The organism is Ktedonobacter racemifer DSM 44963 (assembly GCF_000178855.1).
GTDB classification, from domain to species: Bacteria; Chloroflexota; Ktedonobacteria; order Ktedonobacterales; family Ktedonobacteraceae; genus Ktedonobacter; species Ktedonobacter racemifer.
On record NZ_ADVG01000003.1, the window covers coordinates 145684 to 157729 of the forward strand.

Here is a 12046-nt window from a genome sequence, read left to right on the forward strand (position 1 = left end):
TTCAGTTACCTGCCAGACGCGGCGAGCTTTCGCTGAATAATATCACGTGTCATCTGATAACCCTGCTCGTTGCCGCTTTTGGCGTAGAAGCGCAAGCCAATCAGAGCATGATAGCATTCATAGCAGAGCAAGCGCTCTACATAGAAAGGCAGTTCACGCCCATGCTGCCGCTGGTATGCCAGAAAAGCTTCGCGGATCCCTAGTGGAGGCCACCAGAAATCCAGGGAGACAATATCGTACACCCTGTCGCCATAACTTGCATCGAGTAGATCCAGCACGGCGGTAATCTTACCATCCTGCGCTAGCAGGTTGTTCATAGTGAACGCTCCCAAAAGCAGGGTTCGCTCTTCGGGACAGAAGGCAAGCAGCTTCTGCATATACTGGTAGAGCTTCTCGAAGAGGTCGCGCTCTAAAAAGATTTCGTCGAATAGCCTGTGCCATTTACCAAAGTAGTCACGCTCATCCTCTTCGTCAGCAACCTTCAACAGACTGGCGTGCCAGCTTACATCTGAACCTCTACCTCGATAATCGAATACACCATACCCTTGTGTCTCACTGGTGTCGACGCTGTGAGCCGCCTCCAGAAGATCAAGTATTTGCGGCAGGAGCGCCTGGACCTCCTGAGGAGTATGCTCTTGTAGCATCTTCCCTGGCATTTTGCGCGAAATGGCAAAATGCAGATCTCCCAGGCGTCCCACGTGCAGAATAGGCGCGATAGGCAGCGAAGTCCCAGCGAGCTTGCGTGCGACATATGCCTCCTTGGGAAAATTCGAGGACAGCATCTTGTCCAGATTGAAGCGTACGATATACTCTTGCTTCTCCACACGAAAGGAGAACACACGCGCCACCTGTCCGCCTTCAACTGCCGTCAAATCAAGGATCGGCGCGCTAAAATGCTGGCTCAAAAGAGTGAGCGCCTGTGCAGTCGGAACCACTGGACGTAAATCAGGCATAAAAAATCTCCTTTTTCACTGTACACCACTTCTCCAGAGGGAAAAAGGCGCAAGAATCCAACGCTATGCAAAGGGAGTTTCACGTAAGAGGATGTGAGAGAGGGAGAGAGCGCCTGTATACAGGAAAGGAGGACACAATGCGCGCTAACCTGAACCGCATCTCTTGCTCAACATCCACCACCAGCTGCCTTTCCTCCAGGCTCGATCAGCCTTCCGCGCTCGTTCGTTGGCCAGCTCAGACGCGAATGATCACGTGGAGTGTTTACCGTCATGCCTGACAGCCAACACACCCGGTCCCGCGAAGGAAGCGAGCAAGAGAAGATGGAGAAATCTATGCGGCTAGTGGAGATACTAGCAAGCTAAAGTCCAGGTCATTGGAGCACAAACCTTTCATTTACTTAAAAGCAATATACGATATTTTCTAGTATAAATGGTCCAGGCTAATTATTCAAGTGCTTATGGTTACCAGCGTCCATTGCTGCAAGTTTGTCTGCGGTCTCTGGCGAGGATGGCGTATAGGTTACCATGTGGAGTGGGGGTGCAACCGGCACTATAAACACGCTGCTTGAGAAGTGGAGATGGCCAACTTGTGGATGGTTCAAAATCTTCTCGTGATAGAGATCGCAAGAGGCTTGCACATTGTGTTGCGACCACAGTGTGCGGAACTCGGGGCTTTCTCGCTGTAAGTCTGTCAACAATTGTTCAAACCAGGCATCGCCAATGTACTGGTCATAGGCAGAACGCAAATGCATAACGGAATGCTGTGCCGCCTCTTCCCAATCGACAAAAAGCTGGCGCGTCGCGGGATTGGCGAACATGTTCCAGATCCTATTTCGCTCTCTCTCCGTAAGCAGAGAGAAATCGCCAAAGACGCGACAGGCACCTTCATTCCAGGCCACCAGGTTAAAACGATGGTCAACCAGAATGGCGGGGGTTATGCCCAGGGCATCAAGCACTGCCTGGATGCCAGGCGGGGGAGAGACAATTTCCACCTGCTTGACCGCGACGGGAACCATTCCACGCGCGAGGACAAAGAGATGGCGACGCTCTTCACTCTCAAGTTGCAGTGTTTCAGCGAGTCGCTCAACTACCTGCTCCGAGACGGTAATATCTCGCCCTTGCTCCAGCCAGGTATACCAGGAGACTCCAACTCCTGCGAGTTGGGCCACTTCATCGCGTCTGAGTCCTGGGGTTCTGCGCCTGCCAAAAGTTGGTAACCCAAGTTGATTCGGCTGTAAACGCGCACGCCGTGTGCGTAGAAAATCGCCAAGTTCGGCTCGCCTCTTTGTATTGTCTCGCATATGGTTCAACCCTCTTGTTACGTGACTTCTCGCCACTATGTGGCTCGCAGATGTGGAATATGTGGTTGAGCGGGCTGGCTCTGCCAGCCCGCTCAACCACATATTCCACAATCGGTGGCACGATGCTACTACTTTACTTCTGACAAAGTGATGCAGGAACTGACGAGTGATATGTAGCCTGTTACTTCCACACCTATGATAACTACGCTCCTGGTTCCAATCATTCCTCGGCTCTACAATACTTACTATCCAAACGGATATTGATCATTCGCTTCTCCATGGATTCTTCAAGAGAGGAACTATAATATGTCAAAAGTCTGGTTGATTACGGGAAGCTCACGCGGCCTGGGCCGCAGCCTCGCTGAGGCTGTATTGGAACACGGGGACCAGCTGGTTGCCACCGCGCGCAAGCCTGAGCAGCTCAGTGACCTGGTAGAAAAATATGGTGAGCGGGTGCGCGCTATCGCCCTCGACGTCACCAATCCCGAGCAGGCTCGCGCAGCGGTTGCGACCGCCATCGAAGCCTTTGGGCGGCTCGACGTCGTGGTCAACAATGCCGGATATGCTAACGTGACAACAATTGAGGATGCCTCCGAAAAAGAGTGGCGCGCCCAACTTGAAGCCAATTTGTGGGGCGTAATCAATGTGACGCGAGCCGCGCTTCCGGCCCTGCGTCAGCAGCGCTCTGGTCACTTTCTCCAGGTCTCCTCAATTGGAGGACGCACGACCGCAGCGGGCCTGGGTCCCTACCAGACCGCGAAATGGGCGATCGAAGGCTTCTCCGAAGTCCTCTCCCGCGAGGTCAAACACCTTGGGATTAAGGTCACCCTGGTCGAACCCGGCAGTTTTCGTACAGATTGGGGTGGTGCTTCCATGACCTTCATAGAGGCAAGCGAGGATTATAAGAGCATCCTTGATCCGATGGTGGCCTATAGGGAGGGAATTGCTGGTAAAGAGCCGGGTGACCCTAACAAAGCCGCCCAGGCACTCATTACCATTGTGGATGAAGCTAAACCACCACTTCGTTTGCCCCTGGGAAGAGACGCCTTTAAGACAGCACGCCTGGTCGACCAGGCCAAACTCGCCGAGACAGAGTGCTGGGAACGCCTCATTACCTCGACCGACTACGACGACGTCGAGGTAGATCCTCTGGCGCATGGCATTGGATTACCACAATCGAGCCAGGAAAGCCCAAAGTAAAACCACCGAAAGCATTTCAACAGGTGAATACAGGCGAGCATCTATAAAAGATGCTCGCCTGTATTCACCTGTTAACTGCATGCAGAATACCCAAGTCATCATCCTGCCCTGAGACCAAAAAGGAAAAGATCATCCTTTTTGTGATACACTGCTAACTCCAACACCTTTAAAGAGCCTGCTAGCTTGTGATCTTGCTGGTATTATTAGAGGCTCCTGCTGACAGTGAAAGGGCGTGTATATGCGAGACATACATATGGTTGATGGCACAGAGGAGCTGGCTGCAGAAGCCGTAAAACATCTACAGGCCTTGCTGCGTTGCGAGACGGTAAATCCGCCCGGCAATGAGAGCACGGCTATCGAATATATTCGTTCCCAGTTTGAAGCTGAGGGGATCGAGTATCGCGTGCTCGAGGCCGCTCCTGGTCGGGTAAATATCTGGGCGCGGATACGTGGAAATGGCACAAAGCGCCCGTTGCTGCTGCTCTCGCATGTGGATGTGGTCCCTGTTGAGCGCGAGCATTGGTCTGTGGACCCCTTTGGGGGTACCATCCAGAATGGGTATATTTACGGGCGCGGGGCTGTGGACACGAAGAGCCTGACGGCCAAGGAATTGGCAATCTTTTTGCACGCCGCCCGCCAGGCCAAGGCTGATGAGATGACGTTAAGCCGCGACCTGATTTTCCTGGCTGTAGCAGATGAGGAGCAGGGCGGCACCTATGGCATGGGCTGGATCGCCAAAAACGCGCCAGAGCTTATAGATGTCGAGTATGCACTCAACGAGGGAGGCGGCTTTGCCGTCGAGGTTGGTGGCAAGCGCATCTATGTCTGCTCAACCGCTGAAAAAGGCAGCGCTCTTATCAGGTTGCGGGCTACTGGGGACCCTGGCCACGGTTCTGTTCCCCATCAGCGAAACGCGATTTCGCGCCTGGCGAACGCGGTCCGCCGCGTGTCGATGACTCCGCTGCCACTGCATGTGACCGCAACGGCACGCGCCTTAATCGCCACCCTGGCCCAAACGCAGAAACAGCCACAGCAATCACTTCTCCCCCTGGTACTCAATCCCCTGCTCTCTGAGTCGCTACTCGGGACGCTAGATACCTACATAGCCGATGCCCTGCGCGCCATGCTGCATAATACGGCTTCACCAACCCTCTTACAGGCTGGCTATGCCTCTAACGTGATTCCAGGTGAGGCCACGGCGACCCTCGATGGGCGCTTGCTGCCGGGGCAGACGCCGGAGATGTTTGTGGCAGAGCTACGGCGGAGGATCGCCGACCGCAATGTCGCGGTTGAGGTTGAGGGCGCCACCTTCAATGGGCATGAATGTGAGCAAGACACGGAGCTGTTCAGGGCTATTCGTGATGCGCTCGCCACGCATGATCCAGAGGCTCTGGTCTCACCGTACCTGCTGCCAGCCATGACGGACTCGCGCTTCTTGATACCACGAGGGATTATCGCCTATGGCTTTGATCCAATGATGCCGAAGCCCGGCTGGCCCTCGCCGCAACAGATGGCGCATGGACATGACGAGCGCATCTCAGTGGCAAACGTCGCCTTTGGCTTACGCGTGCTCCAGCGGGTCGTCACACAGATCAGCGCCTAAAATTTTTACTCGGTCGATCTGGATGTAAGCTTCGTGGGAATGCCAGCCTGGAAGCGGCAGATCGTGGACGCGGCAGGCGTGAACGCTAATTTGACACAAAGCGATTTGCTGTAATCGTACAAGCAAAATAGGACAACCCGCATGCTGTTCCTCACTAGGAATAAACTACAAAGAGAGAAGTTGAAGGGAGGAAGCAAACAGACGCCAGGGTACATCAAAGCGTAAGCACTGCTAGATAAACGGGAGAACAGCCTCTGGCTATGGTAATGCCTAGAAAAGGGAATGTCGATCTCAACCGGATGGTTGTTTCTTCTGTCTAATATTGATGAGGAGGGGTGCATACTATGCCGATTGTCCCACCTGATGCCATTTTTCAGGTTGCCAGTGGTTTTATGGCCTCCAAACATCTCTATGTCGCAAACGAACTTAGACTTTTTGAGCACTTAGCCGAGGGCCCAATGACGTTAGATGCTCTGGCGCAACGGATAGGAACTCCATGCTCCAGGTTGCGCATTACTGTTGATGCGATGGTCGCCCTGGGCTTTATTGAGCGCCAGAACGATTATTATCAGAACAGTCTAGTAGCCGCCTCCTACCTGAGTGGGCATACATCTCCTGATCTGCGTCCATTCCTACATTTCTGGAATCGGATCAGCTACCCAGCATGGCTCCAGTTCGAAGAGCGTATTCGTACTGGTCAGGGAACATTCGAACCGCCAGACGAGGAGTGTTACAAGATCTTCTTGGAAGGAGTGGAGGCTATTACTAGCGGGGCGGCGATAGCCCTGGCCTCGGCCTATGATTTTGGTAGCCACTGCCGTGTGCTCGACCTTGGTGGGGGAGCGGGATTATTTCTCCATGCTATTTTGCAGCAATATCCCACTATAGAGGCTACCCTTTTCGAACTCCCACACATAGCAACGCTTGCGCATCAACGTCTAGCGGAAACGTCTGTGGCGAAACAAGTGAACATTGTTGAGGGAGATTTCTTTATAGATCCCCTTCCTACTGGCCACGACGTTATCATTCTTGCCCACGTGATACATATGTTTTCTCCAGAACATAATCTCACATTGCTGCGACGTCTTCGTGCGCATGTCTCTACTGGTACGCGTCTGCTACTTGTGGATTTCTGGACCGATACCACACATACCCAACCCCTGTTCGCTGCTCTGATAGCTGGGGAGTTCCTGGTCGCGACTGGTGAAGGCGATGTTTATAGCGAGGAGGAAGTGTGTGCATGGCTCCTACAAAGTGGCTGGCAGCGCTTCAGCCACCAGCCCCTGTCAGGACCTTCCAGTTTCATTGTCGCCGAAGCGCACTGATGTGTGAAAAAGTGCTTTGTACTCAACAGGTGACATGGAACAGACTGATTACTGTGCCGTTGGCCTCATTCCAGGTTTGGATTGCCAGAGGTGTTGGCAACAAATCCACCTGGCATTGTTTTTGCTGGAAGTACTCAGCTGCCTCATCAGAAAGTCTGACATTGCCATACTGTCCCGTGCCAATGATGAGCCGTTTCGCCCCTTTTTCATAGACGTATTTCGCCTCGTCTTGAGAAAGGATGTGCGATGTACCATAGAGGGCCTTAGATAATTTTTTCTTCCGCTTTTTTACTTGACCACTCTGCCTGATCATCACATCGTGCGCGAAGACGGTTCCTTCAATGGTAATTGAGCCAAAGGTGGTCTGATCAATGGTGGGTTTCATCTTGTTGCTCCTCCACATCTATTTGGCATGCTGATGTGGGCTCGTTCAAGAAAAAGCGCTCTGTGGACAAAAAGCTTTGGCTATAGTATACCACTAAGCAAAGGTGTAACCTTCGCTTGTTCACCTTTACTGATATGCAAAAAAATTTGACCACAATAGTGCTGCTTTCAGCGAACGTCTCTTCATAGGATTCCATGAGAATCAGCTTGCGTAGCGCTACCCAATTGACATTCTCCCCATGGCTAAAGCCAGGGGATTCCTAGAGTCGCCTCTAGGGTTTCCTGCTTCGCTGAGTCTTGCCAGAACGAGACGAAACCCGTCCTGGTCTTATGGACTCTCCACAGGCGAGGACCGTGAGCCCCACGGTCACAATATTCTTGGCAGCGTTGATATCGCGGTCATGATGGACACCACATTCAGGACAATCCCATTGGCGGATATCAAGCGGTAAGGAGGTGAGAATATGACCACACTCGAAACACCGTTTACTGGAGGGATACCACTTGTCGATCTTGACAAGGTTTCGACCATACCAGTCTGCCTTGTATTCGAGCTGAGACACAAACTCACTCCATCCCACATCGCTGATCGCTTTGCTCAGGGTTGGGTGCTTGACCATATTTTTGACCTGCAAACTCTCCACGCACATCGTTTGGTTTTCACGAATCAGGCGGGTAGAGAGCTTGTGCAGGCGCGTCACGGCGACGATCAGCGATACGAGCATGAATGCGTGCGACCTTGAGACGCGCCTTGTCTCGATTTTTCGAGCCCTTTTTCTTCTTGGCATGGCGGCGTTGAGCTTTCGCCAGTTTCTTTTCGTCCTTGTGAAAGAATCTGGGATTGCCTACCACTTCACCCGTCGAGAGAACCACAAAGGACTTCAAGCCAAGATCAGCACCAATCGCCTTCTCATTGCAAGGCAGATGGGCAATTTCCTCTTCCACAAGGAGACTGATGAAGTAGCGATCAGCGCAATCTTTGGTGATAGTGACGCTTGAAGGAATGGCCTCGTTTGGCAGAGGACGCGACCACACGATCTGGAGAGGCTCGCTCATCTTGGCAAGCGTAAGAGAGCCATTGCGCCAGGTGAAAGCATTGGCTGTATACGTGGCGGATTGGGTATTTCGCTTTTTGTGGAAGGTCGGGTATTTGGCACGTCCTTCAAAGAAGTTGAGAAACGCTTTGTCCAGGTGGCGAAGAGCCTGCTGCAAGGGCACACTGGAAACCTCGTTCAACCAGTGCGTCTCTTCTTGCTTTTTCAAGTCAGTCAACAGGAGACTCAACTCTTTGTAATAGAGTCGCTGATGGTCGTTGTAATAGGCATCGGTTTTCTTGCGCAAGGCCCAGTTATAGACGAAGCGACAGCACCCAAAGGTTTGAGCAAGGATCTGCTGTTGTTCTGGTGTGGGATATACGCGGTACTTGAAAGCGCGTTTCTGTTTCATAGGTTACATCATAGCAGTTACGGCGTAAAAATGCAACAATTTGCACTGCCCTATCCACCCCAAGAAAGGAGCGCGCCATTCATCCCCATGTTTGCGCAACAGGGGTCTTCTGGCGCGGTTAGATAAAGAGAGAAACGGGCATGTATAGGCACGTGCCTATACATGCCCGTTTCTCTTCACTTTGTAATAGTTATACTGTCCGCCGGTGGAGGGTCATCTTGAGGCCGTATTTGGGGCGCAGGGTGACGGCGGGGTGGAAAACTATGTAAGAGCATAGAGGTCACCGATCTCCTGACCCTGGAAGAAGGCCAGAATAGCGCTATTAAAGACTTGCGGCTGGTCGAACATGCTGAAGTGATTGGAGCCTTCAAGGATCAACAGGCGCGAACCGGCGAGGTTAGCATGGAGCTGCTGACCAAGTGAGAACGGGACCAGGTCATCCTGGTCGCCCCAGACCAGGAGCGTCGGGGCCACGACGGAGGAGATAACAGATGCGGCGTCCAGGGCGATAATCTGCTCAGCCGCGCGCCGTACCATGAGGCGACCGGCGCGTAAATAGTCATAGGCCATGTAGGGCCAGAAAGCCGGTGTGGTCCGGTAAATAGAGCGCATGGCCATCGCCTCCAACTGGTTTACCATTGGTCCAAAGGGGATGCCAATAGAGTCGACCAGCACGAGGTGCTTGACCTTCTCCGGGCGCAGGGTCGCCAGTTCCATGCAAATATAGCCACCCATGGAATGCCCAACCAGGCGCACCTCCTCCAGCCCAAGCTCCTTCATCCACATATCCAGCCACGCGGCACAGCGCAACAGATCAAACTTCTTCGATAGATGCCGCATACTGCCAAAGCCTGGGAGATCCACGAGGTAGACACGATAATGCTGCGCCAGGGTAGGCACATTGCGCAGCCACCAGCGCCACGAGCCAGAGAGGCCATGCACCAGGACCAGTGGCTCGCCCTGGCCCACCACTGAGTAGTGCATCTGCTCTCCATCGAGCGTCATAACATGTCTTGCAAGCTTCAAGGTCTCATGCCTGCCTTTCTAAACCTACTCAACTGTGCTTATACATCATCGAATACGTTCAATTGCTACTCTTTATACTAGTACAGATCTCCTTTAATAGTGCTGCACGCTCCCTCCTTACCCGGTGGGATATGTTGTTAACATTGTCCCATAAATTTGCATTACAATCAATTCTGACTTTTATTCAAAATAAGGATAATGTACTTTTAAGCCGATGGTGTGCTATGCTAAAAAAAGCGCTCAGCAAGATTTCTATGCAGCCAGGGGAATAAGAAGATATGCACCAGAACGCGAAAAACACCAGGGTGGACCGCCGCGCAGAATTACTTAAAGTCTCACGCGAGATCATGGCGGAGAAGGGCTATGAAGCGACAAAAATCTCGGAGATCGTGGCGAGGGCAGGTGTAGCTCAGGGAACCTTTTACTGGTATTTCCCATCCAAAGCCTCGATTGTTAAAACCCTCACGGTCGAGATGCAGAACGAGGTCCAGATCGCGCTGACCAGCGCCTTCGCCGGGCCTGGATTATTGAAACAAAAGATCGAGAAAAGCATTACAGACACCTTCAACATTCTAAGTACCTATCGCGATGTCCTCGCCCTGGCACGCCTCGTTGAGTCCGCCTCAGAGCACGAGTTTGTCTTCTCGCCTTACCATCGCCTGATCTCGGACCTGCTACGCTACGAGCAGTCACAAGGCACCATCAATTCAGCCATTGACCCCACGATCACAGCCACCCTCATCGTAGGCACCGTCTACTATGCTGCCGTGCAATGCTACATCTACAACGTACCCATCCCCATTGAGCACTACATCGTGGAGACTGCCCGCTTCGTCTGCCACGCCCTTGGGATTGGGTGAGGAAGAGAAGCGGTTGTAGCAGCGAGGCGCATCACCTCACTTACCACGGCAATGGCCACAGCCGCGAGAAATCAAACCCAAGACTTGACATTCTTTAGAAGATGAAGCCATACTTTAAAGATAATCAATACAAAAAAGAAATGAGGAGTGTCATGATTAAAGGAATAGGCCATATTGCCTTCAACATTAGTAACCTGGAGCGCTCGCTGGACTTCTATTGCCATAAGCTGGGCCTACGCGAGGCCTTCCGCCTGGACCGTGAGGGGACGCCCTCACCCTGGATCGTCTACCTCCAGATCGCCCCTGGACACTTTATTGAACTCTTTCCGGGTGCGACCGGCGAGAACAAGTCCTCCCAGGTCGGCTACAACCATTTCTGCCTCCTTGTTGAGGATATGGCAACAACGCTCAAAGAGCTGGAGGCACGCGGCCTCCCCATCAGCGGCGAGCCTACCCGTGGCCTGGACAATAACTGGCAGTACTGGCTGACCGATCCCGATGGCAACCGCATCGAGCTCATGCAGATCGCCCCAAACTCGCCCCACGCTACCGCAGACAATAGCTGGACAACATCTGCTCACTCTTAATCATATTTTGTAGGGTCCATGCTTGCATGGACTCATGCTCGCGGATCAATCGTATCTCCAGCGCGCTCAGTCCATGCAAGCATGGACCCTACAATCTTACGGAGGCTTATTGATGTCGCTTTATTGCCTGGCTCATTATGCTGAAAGCAAGATATCTTTTCCTTAGTAAAGAGAGCTTTCAACTAATGCAAGCACAGTATTTAAAAGGCAGCAAGGTCCTTACCGTGGTTATATTCCTGTCCATTCTTGGACTACTCGCTCTACTCTGTCTCTCGCACTTCTTTATCCTCTCGCGGGCCATTAGCACGGTTCAGCCGACCCTTCCCAAAGTCGTCGCGCATAGGGCAAGCAATTACAAGCAGATAAGCTCAATTGCGCTCCCCAATGCATCTTCGCTGGTCTTTGATGGAGCCTATCTCGATGAGGCCGAGTCGCGCTATTATCTCGCCGATCGCGACAATAAGAGCATCGATGTGCTCGATCTAAAGACGAATACCCTTCTCTACAGTATTCCGGGTCCCTTCACAGGCGAGGAACATAATAAGAATGGTCCCAACCATGTGCTTCGCGTGGCTCCAGACCTGCTGGCGGCCTCCAATGGTGATGGCACAGTGGTTTTCCTCAGCACGCAGACGAAGCAGGTCGTGGGTATTACACCCAAATTGGGTGAGCTACGCGCGGATGCGATGGCTTTCGATGAGGCCGATCACCTGCTGGCGGTGGTCAATGGCAATGACGAGATTCCCGTGGTTTCCTTCATCGATACCAGTAAGGTGAGCCAGAATGAGTTTCCCATGACACGCCTGATCTTTCCTGAGGCCGCAACCACAGGCAATGCACGCGGCCTGGATGATATCGAGTTCGCGGATGGGCGCTTCTTTCTCTCAGTCACGGGAGCTTCAACACATCCCTATGGCGCGGTCTACGTGCTACAACATGATACGTCAACGAAGAAGGTCACGCGTCGACGCGAGTATTCACTTCCCTATGTCTGTAACCCCAATGGCCTGGCAATAGGCAGTCATGCTCAGCTTGGGCTAGCCTGTAGCGCGGGCAACTCTCAGATCCTGGATCTAAAGACCGGGAAGACCGTCCTGGTTCCCAATACTGATAGCGGCGATTTCGTTGCCTACACCCATGAACACTTCTTCTTCGCCAATAGCAATGAGCTAAGCACAGACTCGGCCACGCTGGCCATTACCAAAGCGGATGGGCAGTTGATACAGCAGATCGCGCTCACAGATAAATCACATAACGTGACCGCCAGTCCTACGACAGGCAAGATCTATGTACCTCAGCAGGGACTGGGCCTCGTGATCTACGGGCAGTAGTAGTACCGGAGCCTGATAGAGAGGGGGAAG

General features: G+C 52.7%; 10 protein-coding genes and 1 pseudogene. 6 read left to right on the top strand and 5 right to left on the bottom strand.

Translation table 11 applies throughout. The features are described from left to right. Positions 1–5: 5 nt before the first annotated feature. Together KRAC_RS62785 and KRAC_RS29650 are read right to left on the bottom strand one after the other, a co-directional pair. Entirely contained in the window at positions 6–953 is a 948-nt protein-coding gene (locus tag KRAC_RS62785) for a phosphotransferase family protein (protein ID WP_007913730.1), read from the bottom strand. Positions 954–1393: 440 nt separating this feature from the next. Then, positions 1394–2254 carry a helix-turn-helix transcriptional regulator gene (locus KRAC_RS29650; protein WP_007913731.1) on the bottom strand — a complete coding sequence of 287 codons (861 nt, stop codon included), beginning with the start codon at positions 2252–2254 and terminating at the stop codon, positions 1394–1396. 306 nt (positions 2255–2560) lie between these two features. Between KRAC_RS29650 and KRAC_RS29655 the strand changes: the two genes are divergently transcribed. The 3 genes from KRAC_RS29655 to KRAC_RS29665 all read left to right on the top strand — a co-directional run bounded on the left by KRAC_RS29655 (position 2561) and on the right by KRAC_RS29665 (position 6382). Further along, positions 2561–3454 (top strand): oxidoreductase, encoded by an 894-nt coding sequence (locus KRAC_RS29655; protein ID WP_007913732.1) that lies wholly within the window; start codon positions 2561–2563, stop codon positions 3452–3454. A gap of 238 nt (positions 3455–3692) precedes the next feature. Then, positions 3693–5057 carry a M20/M25/M40 family metallo-hydrolase gene (locus KRAC_RS29660; protein ID WP_040445312.1) on the top strand — a complete coding sequence of 455 codons (1365 nt, stop codon included), beginning with the start codon at positions 3693–3695 and terminating at the stop codon, positions 5055–5057. 344 nt (positions 5058–5401) lie between these two features. After that, positions 5402–6382: a methyltransferase gene (locus KRAC_RS29665; RefSeq protein ID WP_007913734.1), complete on the top strand. Its 981-nt coding sequence runs from the start codon at positions 5402–5404 to the stop codon at positions 6380–6382. Positions 6383–6404: 22 nt separating this feature from the next. On the opposite strand, the gene KRAC_RS29670 is transcribed toward KRAC_RS29665, so the two are convergent. The 3 genes and pseudogenes from KRAC_RS29670 to KRAC_RS29680 form a co-directional block, all read right to left on the bottom strand. After that, positions 6405–6767 (bottom strand): Mth938-like domain-containing protein, encoded by a 363-nt coding sequence (locus tag KRAC_RS29670; protein ID WP_007913736.1) that lies wholly within the window; start codon positions 6765–6767, stop codon positions 6405–6407. Positions 6768–7038: 271 nt separating this feature from the next. After that, a pseudogene (locus KRAC_RS29675) lies at positions 7039–8212 on the bottom strand (RNA-guided endonuclease InsQ/TnpB family protein). A 261-nt stretch (positions 8213–8473) separates the two neighbouring features. Beyond that, positions 8474–9217, bottom strand: a complete 744-nt coding sequence (locus KRAC_RS29680; RefSeq protein WP_052568687.1) for an alpha/beta fold hydrolase — start codon at positions 9215–9217, stop codon at positions 8474–8476. A gap of 299 nt (positions 9218–9516) precedes the next feature. Here KRAC_RS29680 and KRAC_RS29685 point away from each other — a divergent pair, with 299 nt between their 5' ends. The 3 genes from KRAC_RS29685 (at position 9517) to KRAC_RS29695 (ending at position 12016) form a co-directional block, all read left to right on the top strand. Next, positions 9517–10098, top strand: a complete 582-nt coding sequence (locus KRAC_RS29685; RefSeq protein ID WP_007913746.1) for a TetR/AcrR family transcriptional regulator — start codon at positions 9517–9519, stop codon at positions 10096–10098. Positions 10099–10250: 152 nt separating this feature from the next. Further along, positions 10251–10685: a VOC family protein gene (locus KRAC_RS29690; RefSeq protein ID WP_007913748.1), complete on the top strand. Its 435-nt coding sequence runs from the start codon at positions 10251–10253 to the stop codon at positions 10683–10685. A gap of 185 nt (positions 10686–10870) precedes the next feature. After that, positions 10871–12016, top strand: a complete 1146-nt coding sequence (locus KRAC_RS29695; protein WP_007913750.1) for a YncE family protein — start codon at positions 10871–10873, stop codon at positions 12014–12016. The last annotated feature ends 30 nt before the right edge of the window (positions 12017–12046 follow it).

Coding starts and splice junctions, on each gene's coding strand:
- KRAC_RS29685 (WP_007913746.1), top strand. CDS start 9,517: ATGCACCAGAACGCGAAAAACACCAGGGTGGACCGCCGCGCAGAATTA.
- KRAC_RS29670 (WP_007913736.1), bottom strand. CDS start 6,767: ATGAAACCCACCATTGATCAGACCACCTTTGGCTCAATTACCATTGAA.
- KRAC_RS29680 (WP_052568687.1), bottom strand. CDS start 9,217: ATGACGCTCGATGGAGAGCAGATGCACTACTCAGTGGTGGGCCAGGGC.
- KRAC_RS62785 (WP_007913730.1), bottom strand. CDS start 953: ATGCCTGATTTACGTCCAGTGGTTCCGACTGCACAGGCGCTCACTCTT.
- KRAC_RS29655 (WP_007913732.1), top strand. CDS start 2,561: ATGTCAAAAGTCTGGTTGATTACGGGAAGCTCACGCGGCCTGGGCCGC.
- KRAC_RS29695 (WP_007913750.1), top strand. CDS start 10,871: ATGCAAGCACAGTATTTAAAAGGCAGCAAGGTCCTTACCGTGGTTATA.
- KRAC_RS29665 (WP_007913734.1), top strand. CDS start 5,402: ATGCCGATTGTCCCACCTGATGCCATTTTTCAGGTTGCCAGTGGTTTT.
- KRAC_RS29660 (WP_040445312.1), top strand. CDS start 3,693: ATGCGAGACATACATATGGTTGATGGCACAGAGGAGCTGGCTGCAGAA.
- KRAC_RS29650 (WP_007913731.1), bottom strand. CDS start 2,254: ATGCGAGACAATACAAAGAGGCGAGCCGAACTTGGCGATTTTCTACGC.
- KRAC_RS29690 (WP_007913748.1), top strand. CDS start 10,251: ATGATTAAAGGAATAGGCCATATTGCCTTCAACATTAGTAACCTGGAG.